15 protein-coding genes and 1 pseudogene are annotated in these 18,984 nt (G+C 40.6%); 11 read left to right on the forward strand and 5 right to left on the reverse strand.

Going from position 1 to position 18,984, the window contains the following annotated elements; genetic code table 11:
* Positions 1-64 precede the first annotated feature (64 nt).
* From rutF to cysK, 4 genes are all read left to right on the forward strand, one after another.
* Entirely contained in the window at positions 65-601 is a 537-nt protein-coding gene (gene rutF / locus ACG9ZB_RS08650; RefSeq protein ID WP_419325395.1) for an NADH-dependent FMN reductase RutF, read from the forward strand.
* Positions 602-637: 36 nt separating this feature from the next.
* Positions 638-1,993: a pyrimidine utilization transport protein G gene (rutG, locus tag ACG9ZB_RS08655; RefSeq protein ID WP_419325361.1), complete on the forward strand. Its 1,356-nt coding sequence runs from the start codon at positions 638-640 to the stop codon at positions 1,991-1,993.
* Between the two features lie 45 nt (positions 1,994-2,038).
* Entirely contained in the window at positions 2,039-2,875 is an 837-nt protein-coding gene (locus tag ACG9ZB_RS08660) for an NAD(P)-dependent oxidoreductase (protein ID WP_419325396.1), read from the forward strand.
* A gap of 161 nt (positions 2,876-3,036) precedes the next feature.
* Positions 3,037-4,035, forward strand: coding sequence for a cysteine synthase A (cysK, locus tag ACG9ZB_RS08665; protein WP_078389093.1), 999 nt, complete (start codon positions 3,037-3,039; stop codon positions 4,033-4,035).
* Between the two features lie 60 nt (positions 4,036-4,095).
* Here cysK and ACG9ZB_RS08670 read toward each other — a convergent pair whose 3' ends face one another.
* Entirely contained in the window at positions 4,096-4,707 is a 612-nt protein-coding gene (locus ACG9ZB_RS08670) for a TetR/AcrR family transcriptional regulator (protein ID WP_004693224.1), read from the reverse strand.
* A 523-nt stretch (positions 4,708-5,230) separates the two neighbouring features.
* Between ACG9ZB_RS08670 and ACG9ZB_RS08675 the strand changes: the two genes are divergently transcribed.
* From ACG9ZB_RS08675 to ACG9ZB_RS08690, 4 genes and pseudogenes are all read left to right on the forward strand, one after another.
* Positions 5,231-6,403 (forward strand): thiolase family protein, encoded by a 1,173-nt coding sequence (locus ACG9ZB_RS08675; protein ID WP_419325362.1) that lies wholly within the window; start codon positions 5,231-5,233, stop codon positions 6,401-6,403.
* Positions 6,404-6,723: 320 nt separating this feature from the next.
* Complete coding sequence (locus ACG9ZB_RS08680; protein WP_004979763.1) at positions 6,724-7,617, forward strand: LysR substrate-binding domain-containing protein; 894 nt, start codon at positions 6,724-6,726, stop codon at positions 7,615-7,617.
* A 93-nt stretch (positions 7,618-7,710) separates the two neighbouring features.
* Positions 7,711-9,826: pseudogene (locus ACG9ZB_RS08685) on the forward strand (carboxyltransferase domain-containing protein); the annotation flags it as partial.
* Positions 9,827-10,037: 211 nt separating this feature from the next.
* A complete protein-coding gene (locus tag ACG9ZB_RS08690; RefSeq protein ID WP_411370869.1) occupies positions 10,038-10,505 on the forward strand; it encodes a hypothetical protein in 468 nt (155 codons plus the stop codon).
* A 62-nt stretch (positions 10,506-10,567) separates the two neighbouring features.
* On the opposite strand, the gene accC is transcribed toward ACG9ZB_RS08690, so the two are convergent.
* The 4 genes from accC to pcaD form a co-directional block, all read right to left on the reverse strand.
* Positions 10,568-11,929, reverse strand: a complete 1,362-nt coding sequence (accC, locus tag ACG9ZB_RS08695) for an acetyl-CoA carboxylase biotin carboxylase subunit (protein WP_004979754.1) — start codon at positions 11,927-11,929, stop codon at positions 10,568-10,570.
* Positions 11,930-11,945: 16 nt separating this feature from the next.
* Positions 11,946-12,365 carry an acetyl-CoA carboxylase biotin carboxyl carrier protein gene (gene accB / locus ACG9ZB_RS08700; protein ID WP_004693209.1) on the reverse strand — a complete coding sequence of 140 codons (420 nt, stop codon included), beginning with the start codon at positions 12,363-12,365 and terminating at the stop codon, positions 11,946-11,948.
* A 16-nt stretch (positions 12,366-12,381) separates the two neighbouring features.
* Entirely contained in the window at positions 12,382-12,837 is a 456-nt protein-coding gene (aroQ, locus tag ACG9ZB_RS08705) for a type II 3-dehydroquinate dehydratase (RefSeq protein ID WP_419325363.1), read from the reverse strand.
* 1,113 nt (positions 12,838-13,950) lie between these two features.
* The gene (gene pcaD / locus ACG9ZB_RS08710) at positions 13,951-14,709 is read right to left on the reverse strand and encodes a 3-oxoadipate enol-lactonase (RefSeq protein WP_419325364.1); all 759 of its coding nucleotides are present in this window, start codon (positions 14,707-14,709) and stop codon (positions 13,951-13,953) included.
* A 251-nt stretch (positions 14,710-14,960) separates the two neighbouring features.
* Here pcaD and ACG9ZB_RS08715 point away from each other — a divergent pair, with 251 nt between their 5' ends.
* The 3 genes from ACG9ZB_RS08715 to ACG9ZB_RS08725 all read left to right on the forward strand — a co-directional run bounded on the left by ACG9ZB_RS08715 (position 14,961) and on the right by ACG9ZB_RS08725 (position 18,983).
* Positions 14,961-16,238 (forward strand): DcaP family trimeric outer membrane transporter, encoded by a 1,278-nt coding sequence (locus tag ACG9ZB_RS08715; protein WP_419325365.1) that lies wholly within the window; start codon positions 14,961-14,963, stop codon positions 16,236-16,238.
* Between the two features lie 240 nt (positions 16,239-16,478).
* Entirely contained in the window at positions 16,479-17,366 is an 888-nt protein-coding gene (locus tag ACG9ZB_RS08720) for an EamA family transporter (protein ID WP_419325397.1), read from the forward strand.
* 780 nt (positions 17,367-18,146) lie between these two features.
* Positions 18,147-18,983, forward strand: coding sequence for an SDR family NAD(P)-dependent oxidoreductase (locus ACG9ZB_RS08725; protein ID WP_419325366.1), 837 nt, complete (start codon positions 18,147-18,149; stop codon positions 18,981-18,983).
* Position 18,984: the final 1 nt, after the last annotated feature.

Below are 18,984 nucleotides of genomic sequence, written 5' to 3' on the forward strand. Positions count from 1 at the left end.
TCAAATTTTAATGCCCTGATATACGATTTTTTAGGGCATGGAGAATACGATGAATGCAAAACTGATGAATCAAGATCAAGTTGAAACCATGCTCAATCATAAAGCACCAGAGGCAATCTTGGATCAACACACGTTTCGTCAAGGTATGGCGAATCTAGGGGCTGCGGTCAATGTGATTACAACGGATGGGAGGGCCGGTCAGGCAGGCTTTACGGCATCGGCAGTATGTAGTGTGACCGATACACCGCCAACGTTGTTAGTGTGTTTAAACCGTTCAGCCTCTGTGTTTGAGACATTTAAAAGCAATCAAGTGTTATGTGTAAACACGTTGTCGAGCCAGCAACAACATTTATCTAATCTGTTTTGGGGGAAAACCCCAATGCCTGAACGTTTTGCTCAGGGCACATGGTCCACACTGTTGACCAATGCACCGGTCTTGGAGGATGCCTTGGTGAGCTTTGATTGTGAAGTGGTTCAGACCATATCTGTAGGTAGCCATGATGTGCTGTTTTGCCAAGTCAAAGCCATGAAGCAAAGTTATGGACTAAATGCGCTGATGTATTTTAACCGTGGTTATTGTGAGCCATTACCAATGTGCTAATTCAAAAATTCCTACTTTTACAAGGAGGGGAAACCCATGCAAACAAAAGAATCGTGGTTTCCAAAATTTAAGCCTTATCAAGGCGATTTAGATACAACGCCTGTGCAAACAGATGAATACTTACCCGCAGCAAAAAGTATTATTTTGGGGTTGCAACATGCTTTTGCCATGTTCGGTGCAACTGTGCTTGCGCCATTGCTGATGGGCTTTGATCCGAATCTAACGATCTTCATTACAGGCATTGGTACGATACTCTTCTTCCTCATGACCGGTGGACGTATGCCAAGTTATTTGGGGTCCAGCTTTGCCTTCATTGGAGCAGTGGTTGCAGTTACGGGTTATACAGGTGTTGGAGCAAACCCAAATCTTTCTTTAGCACTGGGTGGAACTATTGCATGTGGGGTGCTGTACGCGTTCATCGGTTTAATTGTGATACGAACTGGTACGGCATGGATTGAAAAGTTGATGCCACCTATAGTGACAGGTGCCATCGTGATGATTATTGGCCTACACCTTGCACCAGTTGCGATCAAAAGTGTGTCAGCCAATCAGTTTGACTCTTGGATGGCGTTAATCACGATTATTTGTATTAGTGTCATTGCGGTATTTACCAAAGGTATGCTGCGCCGTTTACTGCTACTTTTAGGCTTGGTTGCCTCCTATTTTATTTACTTCTTACTCACCAATGTCATGGGTTTTGGCACTGCAATTGACTTTGCAAAAGTCGGTCAAGCAGCATGGTTTGGTTTACCAGTGTTCCACAGCCCAACCTTTGATCTAAACGCTATGATGTTGATTGCACCCGTTGCGATTATTTTGGTGGCCGAAAACTTAGGGCATTTCAAAGCTGTGTCGGCGATGACTGGGAAAAATTTGTCTCCTTATATGGGACGCGGTTTCTTTGCAGATGGGGTATGTACCACACTGTCTGCTTCAGTTGGTGGGACAGGGATGACCACCTATGCTGAAAACATTGGGGTGATGGCAGTCACTAAAGTTTATTCAACCACAATCTTTGTTTTTGCAGGTGTATTTGCGATTTTACTGGGGCTTTCGCCAAAGTTTGGCGCAGTGATTAGTACTATTCCTGTTGCACTCTTGGGTGGTGCATCCATTGTGGTTTTTGGTTTGATTACCGTTGCTGGCGCAAAAATTTGGGTCGATAACAAAATTGATTTCACCAAGAACAGTACTTTAATGATTGGGGCCGTGTGTTTGATTATGGGAACAGGCAATTACAGCTTACAAATAGGGAGTTTTGACCTAGGTGGTATTGGCACTGCAACACTAGCAGCCATTCTGCTCAATCTTTTCTTGAACCGAGGCAGTGAAAAAGAGCCAGTCGTAGAGAAGTCAGAAGATCAAATCAATAGCACTATTGCACACAGTTAGGAGTACGTTTTGAGTCTGAATATTGCATTTATAGGACTTGGGGCAATGGGCTGGCATATGGCCTCCCATTTGCCAAATCTGGGTCATCCTGTTTGGGTGTGGAATCGCACAGCGGAAAAAGCGTCTTCACATGCGCAAACCTTTGGTACTTTGCAGGTTGAACTTCAACAAGCGATGCAAGCCGATGTTATATTTTCATGCTTACCGACAAGTGCAGATGTTGAAACGTTAATTGCGTTACATCCGCCCAAATTTGGAAGTCTGTGGGTGGATTGTACCAGTGGCGTGCCTGAGTCCGCGCAGCGAATTTCCACTGATTTGGCAGCACGTGGAGTAACTTACTTAGATGCACCTGTTTCGGGTCAAACCATTGGTGCTGAACGCGGTACTTTGACGGTTATGGTGGGTGGTAATATCGCTGGATTTGAAAGGGCAAAGCCTATTATTCAGGCATTTGCAGGACTGATTGAATACGTCGGGGAAAGTGGTGCAGGCTTTGCGGTTAAGGCGGTGAACAATACGCTCATGGCAACACATTTATGGGCACTGTGTGAAGGGTTGTCTATTTTGAAAAATCGATGCGTTGACTTGGCTGGAGCATTGAGTTGTATTAATCACTCCAGTGGTAAAAGTACCATGTCTGAAACAGTGATGGCGCAAAAAGTTTTGAGCCGAACTTTTCAAAAAACCTTTGCGTTAAACCTGTTGCAAAAAGACATTGGTATTGCGGTAGATCTTGCCGAAGAAGGACAGATGAAAACACCTATTTTTCAAGTGACACAGGAACTGTTCTTAAAAACAGACCGAGAACAGGCTGCACGAGTAGATTTTAGCGTGGCCGTTACACAGTTAGAAAAGTGGAATAGTCTCACTCTTGTTTGAGTTGGTCGCTTGGGGAAAAGGCATCGGAAAACGCATACTTTTTCTGTTTAATTGATTTATTTATCAAATAAAAACATAAGCCCGACCAAATGTCAGTTTGCATTTAAAAATCAGGGTATGATAATGAGTGGATCATTAAAAACAACATAGGAAACATTGGTATGAGTACTGACTCAGCTTTTCCAACGCCTAATAATTTAGGGATAGCGGTTTATAGTAATAATGCAGAAGCGATTGGTAACACACCATTGGTTCGTATTAACCGAATTATACAAAGTCCAGCCACCGTTTTAGCCAAAGTTGAAAGCCGTAACCCTGCATTTTCAATAAAATGTCGTATTGGGGCTGCGCTGATTGCGGATGCGGAAGCACGCGGTGTGCTGAAAGCCGGAATGCACATTGTCGAACCAACCAGTGGCAATACAGGTATTGCTTTGGCATTCGTTGCTGCTGCAAAAGGTTATGCGTTAACTCTAACTATGCCATCAAGCATGAGTATCGAACGTCGTAAAGTGATGAAAGCTTTGGGCGCGAACTTGGTTCTCACCGACCCTGCAAAAGGGATGCGCGGTGCGGTAGAAGAAGCACAGCGTTTGTTGGATGAAAATCCAGACACTTATTTTTTACCACAACAGTTTGAAAACCCAGCAAACCCAGCTATTCATGAATCAACGACTGGCCCAGAAATTTGGGAAGCAACAGGTGGTAAAGTTGATATTTTAGTTGCAGGTGTTGGGACGGGTGGTACGATTTCAGGGATTTCAAGTTATTTTGAAAAAGTAAAAAAACAAGCCCTGTATTCAGTTGCGGTAGAACCTGCTGAATCGCCGATTATTGGTCAAACCAAACGTGGTGAAACTTTGACGCCTGGACCACATAAGATTCAGGGCATTGGCGCTAACTTTATTCCTAAAAACTTAGACCTCGACTTGGTCGATGAAGTGATGCCAATTGATGCTGCAACAGCAATTGATTGGGCGCGAAAAACAGCAAGTCAAGAGGGTATTTTGGTAGGTATTTCAAGTGGTGCCGCGATGGCAGCAGCAGCTGAACTTGCAGCACGCCCTGAAAATGCAGGTAAAACTATTGTGGTGATTTTACCTGACGGTGGTGAACGTTATTTATCTTCAGTTTTGTTTGAAGATATTTCCGTAGACTAATTTTCTAGATGAAAAAAAGCTAAATATAAAATGTTTAGCTTTTTTATGCCGTTTAGAAACTTAAAGTGCTGCGTGTGAAATTTTATCAGGTGTCATGAGGGCTTGGTTTACATAAAGTTTAATCAGACGCTCGCGAGAACCGATTGATTTTTGATAATGCGTTGAATTGAGTAACAATGACGCACCATAGGTCACTGTCCATACATAAGATAAATAATCACGAATGGACATTGCACTGTCTAAAGACTTTAAATAGTCAGAGGTCATGTCTTTAATTTCGATAATACGTTGTTCACGTATTTGATAGAGCTTCTCAAAAAGTTCTTTGAGTTTACGTTCATTATTGGTTAAACGTTCTTCAATAACGTGCAGTAAAATCGTACGGTTCGAGTTCAACATATTATAAAGCATGTATTCGGAAACATACGTTTTAATATCATTGTTATGCTTTTGAGAAATCTCTAGCAGGCGAGTTTCATTCAAGATAATCAGCTCTAAATAAAGTTGATTTTTACTTTTGAAATGCTTGTAGATCGTACCCTTCGCAATATCGAGTTCCGTTGCTAATTCGCTTAAGGTGATGTCTTGATTATTGTCTAATAATAAAGTCTCAGCCATGGCTAAAATTTTCTCTTTGCGTAATAGAAAATTTTGTTGGCGTACTGAAGTCATTGGCTTATTCCAGTGTATTTCATGAGAACTATAGAGAGGCTATTGAACTTGGTTGAAAATGAAAATGCAACTAAGGTCTTGGATATTACTACAATCGTTTTAAAAATATCCACTTGTTCAACAATAGAAATAAATACAGGTGCATTTTCTCATTTCGTTGTCAATAAATTTGATCTCTAGAGATCAAATTTAGGCCATTGCATTCCTTTTTCGTGATTTTTACACTATTGTCAGTGTAGAGCCACTGTGTTCTTAGAGACGAGAACATTTAGTGCTCAAACCTTGAATGCAGTGCGGGTTGATAAATAGATCATGTGTCTTATGGATCGATGTCTTATGCACTTGTGTTTATTTTAATGTCTTTATAGATGACTTGCTTTGAGATGGTAGCACTATGAAAAACATTAAAATAAGATCTGAAAAGGTTAACTCCTTTGCAATATGAAAAAATAGATAGGGAATGTTTTTAAGTCTCTTAATTGGACTTAAAGTAAATAAACCGCAAAAAAGGATGAAATAGAAAATGATTGTTATTGTAGACGGTGTACGTACAGCAATGGGTGGTTTTCAAGGTTCACTATCGAGCTGTACCGCGCCTGAACTGGGTGCGGTGACAATTAAAGAAGTGTTAAACCGTTCTGGCTTACAGCCGACCGATGTCGATGAAGTGATCTTTGGTTGTGTACTTCCAGCAGGTTTAAAACAAGGCCCTGCACGTCAAGCAATGCGTATGGCGGGCCTACCTGACTCAACGGGTGCAACAACCATCAATAAAATTTGTGGCTCTGGTATGAAAGCCGTCATGCAAGCGGCTGACGCAATTAAAGCAGGTTCAGCTGAGATTGTGGTAGCCGGTGGTATGGAGTCGATGTCAAATGCGCCGTATTTACTTGAAAAAGCACGCGCGGGCTACCGTATGGGACATGGTAAAACAACCGATCACATGTTCCAAGAAGGTTTAGAAGATGCTGAAACAGGTCTATCGATGGGTGTACTTGCTCAAGAAATGGCAGATAAAAAAGGCTATACCCGTGAGCAACAGGATCAGTATGCTATTGGTTCTTTAAATAAAGCCGTTGCTGCGATTCAAGGTGGTTTCTTCAAAGATGAAATCGTGCCTGTGACGGTGAGTAGCCGTAAAGGCGATGTTGTGGTTGATCAGGATGAACAGCCGCTAAATGCCAAAGTGGATAAAATTCCAACTTTACGTCCGGCATTTAAAAAAGACGGCACGATTACCGCGGCAAATTCGAGCTCTATTTCGGATGGTGCTTCGGCATTGGTTGTAACTTCATCCGAAGTTGCTGACGCACGTGGTCTTAAGCCATTGGCAAAAGTTGTGGCTTATGCAAGTAATTCCCAGCATCCATCTGAGTTCACCATTGCCCCGGTAGGTGCCATTGAGAAAGTTTTAGCCAAAGCAGGCTGGTCTGCGAGTGATGTAGATCTGTGGGAAGTCAATGAAGCGTTTGCGATGGTCACAATGCTTGCAATTGATGGTTTTCATTTAGACCCTGCAAAAGTCAATGTGAATGGTGGTGCTTGTGCACTTGGTCATCCATTGGGTTCATCTGGTTCACGTATTATCGTGACTTTACTGCATGCCTTGAAACGTACTGGTGGGAAAAAGGGTGTAGCTGCCTTGTGTATTGGTGGTGGTGAGGCGACTGCTATTGCCATAGAGCTGCTGGACTAAAGCTGTAAATATTCTTAGCTATGCCTGTGAAGAAAATACTTTAAATCGCTATAATTCGGCATGGTTGATTTCATCAAAGGTTCGATTGATTCGGGCCTTTTTTATTTTGTAAAATACATGCAGATCATGCGTCTTAACTTTTCAGGGAGAGCATCGATTGTGCAGTACAGCTAAAGGTATAATTAATGTACTTTTATTGCTGAAACGTCTGATATTAAACCTAGATGCCTGTAAAAGTAAGTTTTGAGCATTGGATCATCGCTATAATGGGTAGATGATGGATCGTCTACCATCACATACATATAAGGAACATTTTTTTCGTGTTTGAACTGGACTGTAAATTACTCAGTATCTTTTTTTACGTTTATAAGTTTAAAAGTGTGTCACTGGCGGCTGATCATTTAGAAATGAGTCAACCGACGGTGAGTAACATTCTGAATAAAATTCGCCAACATTATAATGATCCGCTGTTTTTACGGATTGGCAATGAAATGGTACCGACTGAGCTGTCGAAACAGTTATTTCCATTGGTCAGTGAGGCTTTAAACAAGGTTGAAATCATCAATAACTTCACGATTGATTTTGACCAAGCCACTTCGCAGCAACAGTTTAGTTTGGCCATGACCGATGTTTCGCATTTGGTGTTATTGCCGAAAATTTCGCAATACTTAAAGAAACATGCGCCGCATATTCGTTTGAATATTCGTCCGATCACCTCTGAAACTAGTTATCAAATGGCAAATGGTGAGATTGATTTGGCGCTGGGTTTTTTACCTCAACTGGAAAATGGCTTTTATCAACAGCAACTGTTTGAGCAGTATTATGTGGTGATTGCAGCCAAAGACCATCCGCGTTTGACAGGTGACAGTATCAGCACAGCGCAATACTTGGCTGAGTCACATATCGATATTGATGCGGGTATGGGACATTACCATATTGAAAACGAACTGCTTAATTTAGAACTAAAGCGTGACATTTTAATGCGTTTACCGAGCTATTTGGGGGTAGGCTTGGTGGTACAAGAAACAGATGCAATCGCCACAGTTCCATACTATTTGAGTGAAGTGCTGCTTTCACGTGGCAATTTAAAGATCTTCAATGCGCCGATTGCCTTTCCAAGTTATGGAGTGAAACAGTATTGGCACATGTCTTGTCATCATAAAACCAGCCACCAATGGCTGCGTCACATGTTCCATGAAATTTTGATGAAGTAATTCTTAAAATTTGATGCTTTTCCCAAAATCATTGTGGCTCACGAAAACCGTGAAAGTGCAATTCAGGCCATGAGTGACACCTTGGTAAAAACCTCAGTGGCAGGAATTGAAACTAAACAAGGCCCAACTTTAAAATTCCATTGTGACAGCCAAATAGTGATTACGGGTGGCGACATGCTTGCGACATTGGATGGTGTCGACGTTGCAATGTGGCAGACCCTTAATGTTAAAAAAGGGCAAATCCTTAAAACAGGTAAAATCACCACAGGTTGTCGCAGTTATATTGGTATTAAAGGTGGGCTCAATGTACCTTCCTACTTAGGCTCACAAGCAACTTTTACTTTAGGTTAGTTTAGTGGTCATGCAGGACGCAATTTACTCATAGTAGATATGTTGCCCATTACGGCTTAGAGCTCGGTAGAAACTGTTGCACTCAGTGCAGCATAAGTGCCAAGCTTTAGCCACACTTGGAACATTGCAGTGATGTATAGACTGCATGGTGCGCCCGACTTTTTCACCAAACGCGATATTGAGCGTTTGTTCAAGCAAGAATTTGAAATTCATTTTAACTCACGTCGTACAGGCATTCGTTTAGTAGGTGAAAAAACTGAATGGGCGCATACAAATGGTGGTGGAGCAGGGCTGCACCCTTCGAATATTCATGACAATGCTTATGCCATTGGTGCGATTGACTTCACTGGAGATATGCCAATTATTTTGGGACCAGATGGTCCAAGTTTAGGCGGCTTTGTTTGTCCTGCGGTGGTGGTTAGCTCTGAACTATGGAAAATTAGTCAACTTAAAGCGGGCGATAAAGTTAAATTTACCCCAATTTCTTATGATCAAGCACAAGTATTGAATCAAAAATATAGCGCAGCGTTAACAGCGGATACGACTGAAAATTTAGAATTTGCTCCAAGTTTTCACGCTGAAATGGAAACCCTCTCAGACGCCGTTTTGGCGACCCAAAAAGGTGAGAGTGCTGCACCCGATGTAATTTATCGTCCCGCAGGGAACAGTTATTTACTGGTTGAATATGGAGAGTTGGTTTTAGACCTCAATTTACGTTTCCGTATTCACGCTTTAATGCAATGGGTTAAAGAGCAAAGTATCGAAGGGATTATTGATTTAACCCCAGGAATTCGTTCGCTACAAATTCACTTTGATTCATTAAAACTTAATCAGAAGCATTTGTTGGAATTATTACAGCTAGCAGAAAATGAATTGCCTGATGTGACCGCAATCGAAGTGCCTTCGCGTACAGTCTATTTACCTTTGGCTTGGGAAGACTCGCAAACCCAGCTGGCGACTAAGCGCTATATGCAAACGGTATGTCCAGATGCGCCGTGGTGTCCAGACAATATTGAATTTATCCGCTGCATCAATGGATTAGAGTCAAAACAAGCGGTAAAGGACGTTGTGTATAGTACCAATTATTTGGTCATGGGCTTGAGAGATGTGTACTTGGGGGCACCTGTGGCAACGCCACTGGATCCACGCCATCGTTTAGTGACCACCAAATATAATCCTGCACGTACATGAACCTGAAAATGCAGTCGGCATCGGTGGAGCGTATATGTGTGTCTATGGCATGGAAGGCCCTGGCGGTTATCAGTTTGTTGGGCGTACCACCCAAATGTGGAATCGTTACCGCAAAAATCCAGACTTTGAACAGGATAAGCCATGGTTACTGCGCTTCTTTGATCAAATTAAATTTTATGAAGTATCTGAAACAGAATTGATGCAAATGTGGTAAGACTTTAAAGCAGGGTGCTTAAAGCTGTGTGTGGAAGATGGGGTTTTAAATCTAAAAGAATATAATGACTTCCTCATTGAAAATGCAGCATCCATTTCAAGTTTTAAAGCGGTACAGCAAGCAAACTTTGAAGATGAACGCCGTCGCTGGCATGAGGCAGGTTTGGCTGAATATGTTTCTGAAAGTCTAGATACAGTGTTAGGCGACAGTGAAATTCAAATTCCTCAAGGTGGCTGTGCAGTAGAGTCGCACATGCCCGGTTCTATTTGGAAAACTGAATCTTCCTCTGGAGACATTGTGGAAGAAGGAGCAACTTTGGTCGTGATTGAAGCCATGAAAATTGAAATTCCCATTATTGCACCTGAGCGGATGAAGGTTGAAGCCATTACCATTGAAAAAAAGCAAACGGTAAAAACAGGTCAGGTGCTGTTTACACTGGCACCTGTAGCCTAAATTCAAATATCAATAAATACAAAAAAGACTGCTTAAGCGGTCTTTTTTCGATTCTGAAAGTAGGATTTATCTAGTGCTGACAATAAATCGTTTTGTTAAATCGAGATTGCAACCGATAACAAAAAATAGATTGTTATGAAATGGTTATAAAATGATGTTTTGAATCAAAATATGCTAATTTAGTGAGACGCTTAAAAACATTATGGCTTGTATGAAAAAAACATTACTCGGCATGTTATTCATGTTAACTTCATCAGTGCTTATGGCAAATACGCCAAATCAGGCTGAAGATACTCAAGCATCAAATCAAAATAATATTCGTGTAACGACTCGCCCTGAAATTGTAGGACTATGGGGAATGGAAATTCCAAATAATCGTAAATGCGTTGAATACTATAATTTTAAAAGTAATAGTGATGTTGTGATTAAAAGTGGGGAAGAATGGTCTACGGGAATTTATGATTACCAGCCATCTACCGATAAAAATGTGCAACTGCCTGCTTTAATTTTACAGGTCAAATTTGACAATAACCAAGTGGATTGTTCTGGGTCTCAAGAAGATCAGACTGGTGAAATGTCTCAGTATTTTGTGAAATGGCAAAGTCCATCGACCATTAATTTTTGTGCCAATGATAAAGCACAACAATGCTTTGCAACGCTACGTCGTGTACTACCTTAATTAATTGTTTTATAAATAAAAAACCGCGATTTATCGCGGTTTTTTATTAAGGATAAAGACAATTATTTATCTTGATTACCTTCAATTTGCTTTAACAAATGCTTTTCAAGGTAGTGAATATCCATTGCTTGTTCACAGAATTTTTCATCTTGAAGAATCAAATCTTTATGCAATGGAATATTGGTTTTAATACCTGTCAAAATCATTTCATCAAGTGCTTGGCGCATGCGAGCAAGTGATGTTTTACGATCCTTACCGTGTGCAATCAGCTTTGCAATCATCGAGTCATAGTATGGCGGAATGCTATAGCCTTGATAGATATGTGAATCAAGACGAATACCTGCACCACCTGGCACATAAAAATTCTCAATTTTACCCGGTGAAGGTAAGAAGGTCGTTGGATCTTCAGCATTGATACGGCATTCAATCGCATGACCTTTCACTTCAACTTGATCTTGTTCAATTTCAAGACCTAGACCACCAGCAATCCGGAGCTGCTGTTCAATAATGTCGATACCTGTCACCATTTCAGTTACAGGGTGCTCAACTTGAACACGTGTATTCATCTCAATAAAGAAGAATTCACCATCTTCAAACAAGAACTCGAATGTACCTGCACCGCGGTACTGCATTAATTTACAAGCATTTACGCAAGCTTCTAAAATGTCAGCACGTGCTTGTTCAGGTAAATTTGGCGCTGGCGCTTCTTCTAACACTTTCTGATGGCGACGCTGTAAAGAGCAGTCTCGGTCATACAGGTGAATCGCGTGGCCATTACCGTCAGCAAGAACTTGAACTTCAACGTGACGAGGTTTTTGTAGGAAACGCTCCATATACACCGTGTCATCGCCAAACCACATTTCAGCATCACGCTGTGCAGCTTGAACGGATTCAAGCAGGGTGTCGACACGTTCTACAATACGCATACCACGACCACCACCACCAGAAGCAGCTTTTACGATCAATGGAAAACCAATTTCTTTAGCTTCAGCCAGCGCATTTTGCGGTGTAACCGCATTTGCAGAACCTGGTACGGTTGGAACACCTGCTTTACGCATTGCGGTAATTGCAGAAACTTTATTACCCATCAAACGAATATGTTCAGGGCGTGGTCCAATAAAAATAAAACCTGAGTTTTCTACAATTTCAGCAAATTCAGCATTTTCTGATAAGAAGCCATAACCTGGGTGAATGGCATCTGCACCTGAAATTTCAGCTGCTGTAATAATGGCAGGAATGTTCAAGTAGCTTTCGCTGCTCGCACCCGGTCCAATACATACTGCTTCGTCTACAAAACGTAGATGCATTAAGTCTTTGTCGGCATCTGAATAGATTCCTACAGTCTTAATCCCTAAAGTTTTGCAGGCACGAGTGATGCGCAGGGCAATTTCACCACGGTTTGCAATTAAAACTTTTTGCAACATTATAAGTCCCCGTCTATTACGCGCGGTAGCGGAATAATGGTTGACCGAATTGGATCACTTCGCCGTTTTTCACTAAAATTTCTTCGACTACACCGCTTTGCGTTGCTTCAATCGGGTTCATGATTTTCATTGCTTCGATAATACCAAGTGTTTCACCTGCAGTGATTGTTTGACCGACTTTAACAAATGGCGCTTCACCTGGGCTCGGAGCCGCGTAGAACACACCAACCATTGGAGACGTTTCTACAGCACCACGTGGTGCTTTAGCCGCTGGAGCTTGAGTAACAGGAGCTGTCATAGCAACAGGAGCACCAGCTGCAACAACTGGATTACGACGAGTCAATGCAATCGATTGATCGCCTTCTTTAACTTCAATCGCTTGTAAGTCAGACTCAATCATCAGGTCGATGAGTTTCTTGATTTTACGAATATCCATGTGACAGTATTCCTAATTATGATTGCGTAGAGGGTTGAATTTTATTGAGAGCGTAATTGAGCGCAGCGCTATAACCTTGAGCACCTAAGCCACAAATAACGCCAACGGCTTTATCTGATAAATATGAATGATGTCTAAATGCTTCGCGCGCATGAACATTTGATAAATGAACTTCAATAAATGGGATGGCTACACCAAGCAAAGCATCACGTAGAGCAACAGAGGTATGCGTGAGTGCAGCAGGGTTAATAATAATAAATTGAACGCCATCCGCTTGAGCTTGATGAATACGGTCGACAATGGCACCTTCCCAATTGCTTTGAAAAGTGTCGAGAGAAATTGAAGCATTTTCAGCTTGTGCAATGAGTTGTAGGTTGATGTCTTTCAGCGTTAGAGAGCCATAGACCTCTGGTTCACGCATTCCTAGCAAATTTAGATTCGGTCCATGAATAACCAAAATGGTCGAACTCATTTATCTTGCTCCAATTATAAGTTGCAATAAATCTTTGCAAGATGGCTGCAAAGTTTGCGTATTATGGCATAAAGTTCTACATTTTTTTTATAGTTTGTTTGAATTGACGTAGATGCTTAGTGCCAAACTTCGGCAATATAATGTAAATTTTGCAAGTAATTGGCAATGTTAAAAGATTACAAATTTTTGGATTATTACTCTTTTTTACATTGTAAGCCAAATTGACCAAAAGCAGCAGATTTGTTTTCGTTTTGTGCCACAGGTACAACTCAAGTCTTGAAACCAGGGCAACTCAGCCTTCTGAGTCGATAGCTCACTCTGCATCAGATGTAGATCAATTTTTATATGGCTAAACTGTATATCAAAATAAAACTGAAGTCTGATATGGTTTGTATCTGGAGATGATCTGATCAATTTATTCTAACTCTTTTGGCTGGCTTGACGAGCATGATCAATTCAGCTTCTAAGCTTTATTGGATCAACATTGAACTGGAAAAATATCACTTTCATCAATTAAAACATTAACTTGTTACATTAGAGTGTAGATGCACGATTTTGTCTGTTGTTAACGTCTATCTAGCTGATGCCATGATCTTTTAGATAAAAACTGAAAAACTTGAACCAGTAAGAGGAAAATTCAGGTTTGTAACGGTGTTTTTCAGCATCCTCTTGGTTGAGAAATTTTGCCGTTAAATAAACAAAAGACTGTAGAAAAATTGCTGATTAGCAGAATGTATTGAAAAAATATCCTCCTATTGCGTCAGGGCTTTTGCTGTGAGAGAAGATTTTATAAAAGAAAAGAATTGGCTATTTTGCTCATTTTAACTGGGTAGATTTGGCTTTACATGATGGGATCTGGTGACTTTAGGATTGGCAATAAGTGAAATTTGGAAGAGATAATTTTGCAATCATAATAATTTCAGTTTGTTTTATATACAACTTTTTAAGTTTTGATGATTTTAAGAGGAAAAATAGAATGAACCAAAGCCAGCATGTTTTTAATGATTCGTTTGATGCATTCTTACCTCTTTATTTAAATAGATAAAAAAACAGCCCCTGTTGGGCTGTTTTGCGTTCACATCTAGATTATTAAGCAATAAAGTCTAAAATGGCCTAATTGAAGGCTTTGGGCTGTTCGATATTTGAAATATGAGAGGCATCGATTTCAAATAGGGCACTACTTCGGATGTGATTCACCATGTACTGTGCATCTGAGACTGTTGTTACGGGGTCTTTACGCCCAGCAATCACAAGTAAAGGTACGTGAATACTTTCGAGTTTTTCACGTAAATCCGCTTTAGCCAAAGCTTCACAGCAACTCGCATAACTTTCTGGGCTGCCAGCACCTAAGTCGTTTGAAAGCGCTGCTACAGTTGCTGCGTTGCTTCGGATAAAGGGTTCCGTAAACCAACGGCTCGCAGCCGTCGATGCAATGGGTTCTAGACCTTGGGTACGTACTAACGACGCGCGATCATTCCATGCTTGTTCATTGCCAATTTTGGCTGAGGTATTACATACAATGGCACGGTGAAAACGTTCAGGTTTATGAATGACTAACCACTGACCTGTAAGTCCGCCCATTGAGATACCGCAAAAAATGGCTTTCTCAATGTTTAAATGGTCCAATAAATGTATCAGGTCTAGATCAAGTTGTTCAATATCATAAGGCCCTTGATGTGCGGAAGAATGGCCATGCCGGCGAGTGTCATAGCAAATCACAAAATAATTTTTTTGGAAAAAAGTAATTTGTGGTTTCCACATGTTGAAGTTTGTGCCTAGCGAGTTTGAAAAAACGATCGCGGGATTTTTTGGGTCACCAAAGGTTTGATAGTGAATTTCGGCATTACAAGTGTTTGATGCAGTTAAATCCACAGCTAATTAAATAATACTGAACCCATGAGTCTAGTGCATTAGTAGTAGGCTCATTTCCAAAACTGTATGAACTGTTAAAATCAATTTGCTTTTTATAAGTTGTTTTTTAACGCGATTTTTAATGCGATAAAAAGTTTCATTTTAAAGTATTAAAAGAAATGCATTGCGTTAGAAAACAGCGATGAAAAAGAGAGCTAAATATTAAAGAGTAAAAGTCAGGACAGACTTAAATACACAGGACCCGTGTTAGAATGAAACAATTTAAGAAGAACGTTTTAGTTGTCACTTTATCGATGTTAAGTAGTGCAGCATTACACGCACAAACCAATACAACGACAGAGATTGAGCAACTTAGAAATGAAATTAATGTGTTAAAACAAATGCTTCAACAGAATACGCAGCAACAACAGCAGCAAGCTGTTCAATTGAGCGCTGTTGAACGTCAAGTGTTGACGACGCCAAAAACGGTTGAAAAAACGGGTTTAGGTTTGACCAAAGGTGGGGCCGAGTTCAACTTATACGGTAATGTTCGAATGGATGCATCGTATCAAGCTGAAGGTGGTGCTCGTGATATGCCCTATAACCAAATCAATAGCGTACCTTTAGAAGGAAATGCTGAAAATAGCGATCGGTTAAGATCAACCCTTTCAGCAACGCGATTAGGTTTGGACTTTAAAGCGCCAGTAGCTGATCAGAACTTAAATGCCAAAATTGAGGTCGACTTTTTAGGTGGTGCAAACCTTGATAATTTACGTATTCGTCATGCGTATTTAAACTATGGTAACTGGCTAATTGGTCAAACGTGGTCAAACTTTGCGACTCCAGACTATATCCCTGAAACGATTGATGCTTTGGCTTATGTGGGTGCTTCAATTAAACGTACACCTCAAGTGCGTTATACCCATAAATTCACGCCAAATACTAACTTAGTCGCGGCAGTGGAAGACCCGAAAGATGCCAGCATAAGCCAACGTATGCCTGCATTTACAGGACGACTGAATCATAAGTTTAATGATGCCCTTTCAGTCAGTGGACGTGCAATGGCGCATGAAAAACGCATTCAAAATCAAGAAGAGTGGGCGTATGGCGTAGGTGTTGGTGCCAAATTTGACATCACCCCAGTAACTTCTGTAAAAGCCGACTACTACCATGTCAAAGGGGATAGCAGCTTTGTATCCTTTACAAACCCTGGCGTAGTTGCAACAGGCACAAGTATTGAACAAAGTGAGTTTGACTCAATTACTGTCGGTTTAACACAGAAGTTTAATGACAAATTACGTGGCACTTTGGCTTATGGTTATATGACTTTTGATAAAAATCAGGACTACCTTGATGCTGTAACTGATGATACCAAAATCAATAAAAACTTATGGCAAGCATGGGGTAATTTATTCTATAGCCCAGTTCAGCCTGTTAGCCTTGGCGTCGAGTATGTCTACGGTGAGCGTGAAGCGTTTGCACCTGCGGCAAATGGTAGTAAAAAAGGTGAAGACAACCGTGTGAACTTGGTTGCGATTTATAACTTCTAATACTTTAAGTCAAATTTCACATAAAAAGCCGAAGGATAACTCCTTCGGCTTTTTATGTATTGCCGTTTAATTTACTCGATACTCAGTTTTGAAAAGATGTTGCACATGTAATGTAATAGTCGAAGTTTCATCAGAACTTAAGTTATTTATCACATAAGAATAAGTCATGAAAATAAAGCACATGTGCTGCCATCAAAAGGTTACATTATGCGAGATAAGTAACTGCATATATAGTACTTGATGACAATAACATGGATTGTTTTTACGCTTATGGCCGCTTTTATGCAGGCTTGGCGCAACGCTTTTCAAAAGCAACTCAGTACTACTGTAGATGTTTATGGAGTGACTCTAGCGCGGTTCATCTTTGCTCTACCCTTAGCACTCATTTACATCAGTTGTCTTTACCATTTCCAGCCTGTGACGGAGTCCGTCCATTTCAATCTCCGTTTTTCTATTTATGTGCTTATTGCGGCATTGAGCCAAATTGCAGCAACAGCGTTGATGGTTCAGCTTTTTAAGCAAAAAAATTATGCGATTGGGGTGGGTCTTGCTAAAAGTGAGGCGGTACTTGCTGCGATTATTGCTGTAGTCTTTTTATCCGACCATTTAAGCCTTTTAGGCTTGTTTGGGGTTGCTGTGGGAGGCTTTGCGGTATTTTTAATGTCTAAAGGGCGGGACTTTTCTGATTTTTCCGTACCCACCTTATGTATAGGTATCGGTAGTGGTTTATGTTTTGCCATTACCTCGCTCTTGGTACGTGAGGCCAGTTTAGAACTAACAAATTTACCCTTTATTCACCGCGCAGCTTGGGTGCTTTTAATGGTGATTGGGACACAGTGCTGTTTACTTTTAATGTATTTAGGAATATTTCGCCGTGCAACACTATGGGCCATGTGGCAGCGTATTGGACTTACATTTCGTGTCAGCCTCTGTAGTTTTTTGGCGTCACTGGGTTGGTTTAGTGCCATGAGTATGCAGTCCGTGCCCATTGTAAAAACTTTGGGGCAGGTTGAGATTATTTTTAGTATGTTGATTTCAGCCTACTTCTTTAAAGAAAAGCTGGCACGTGCTGAACATCTCGGTATTGTACTGGTGGTGATTGCTGCATTTTTAGTGATTTGGGCTTGAAGTCTGATCTTTACACAACCTCTGTCATTCATTTGTAATTACATTGACCATTCAAAATGTAATATAACTACCGTTTTACTAGTTTTCAAATCAAAAAAATTGAGATTAAACCCATGTCTAGGTTTAATCTCCAAAGTCTATCCTTCACGTAAAATTCCGTTCTGCAGCTAAAATTTAGATGTCTATATCAGTGCAACAAGCTTCAAATTCTTACTGAAGAAGGTAGTTTTGATCTGCACCGACAAAGAAAATCACACCTATACAAAAAAGCCCACAGTAAATCGCGAACCAGATAATCATTTTTTTAAAAGCTTTATCTGAAATTGAACTATCTGCATATTTTGCTGGTTTTTTTGAGTCTAGATCTTTCATGGTTGGGGCACTCAACTGAGGTGATGAGTACATTATGCAAAGCAAACGACTGATGAAACAGATACAAAAACAAGATTAAAAAAATATAACAGATGAAGCAGAATTGCTAAAGACTGTTATATTTTAAATCCTGTTGGGACAGTATGTAGATATCAGTAACTTGATTTCAGTTTTTAGAGCCCTATCACTTAAGAACAAAAACCAAATAAAAAATGATCTTATATTTAAAATACCACCCATGAATTTTATACATACTGAATCATTAGAAATGATCATTTCATTCATGACTTTAATTTTTGTACATTAACTAAAATAGCACCTTGGCTGCGTAGAATTAGAGTACTTGAACCTTCAGCATGACGTTTAAGTGTAAAACGATATTTAGAACACTATATTTTAGAGAGCATTATGAAAAGTTTTGAAAATAAAGTGGCTGCGATCACAGGCGCAGGTTCAGGCATTGGGCAGCAGTTGGCGATTCAACTGGCTAAACAAGGTACACATTTGGCACTCAGTGATGTCAATGAACAAGGTTTGGCGGAAACCTTAAACCACGTCAAAGATTATCCTATTTCAGTCACGCTCACAAAACTAGATGTTTCAGACCGTAAGGCTGTAGAGGATTGGGCAAAGCAGTGTGAGAAGGATTTCGGACAGGTCAATTTAGTTTTTAATAATGCAGGGGTCGCGTTAGCGAGTACTGTTGAAGGCTTAAGCTATGAAGATGCCGAGTGGATTTTCAACATCAACTTTTGGGGTGTGGTGTATGGAACCAAAGCTTTTTTACCCTATTTAAAACAAAGTGGCTCTGGGCATATTGTGAATATTTCAAGTTTATTTGGGCTCACTGCTCAGCCTACCCAAAGTGCCTATAATGCGACAAAGTTTGCTGTTCGTGGTTTTACCGAGGCACTACGTCAAGAGTTAGATTTGCAAAACTGTGGCGTTAGTGCAACTTGTGTTCATCCCGGTGGTATACGTACCAATATCGCCAATAGTGCTCGAATGAGTGACAGTATTCGTACGCTGGGTATGAACCCAGAGCGTGCCAGCCATTCTTTCAATAAAATGCTTAAAACCCCGCCAGATGTAGCAGCACAGGCCATTTTAAAGGCTGTGAAAAAAGATGAGCGCCGTGTATTAATTGGAACAGATGCCAAAATTATCGATCTGGTACAGCGTATTACACCAACAGGCTATACGCAGGCGATGAACTTTTTGACAGGTAAAAAACGCCGCAAATAAA

This window comes from Acinetobacter johnsonii (assembly GCF_048551975.1).
Classification (GTDB): Bacteria; Pseudomonadota; Gammaproteobacteria; order Pseudomonadales; family Moraxellaceae; genus Acinetobacter; species Acinetobacter johnsonii_A.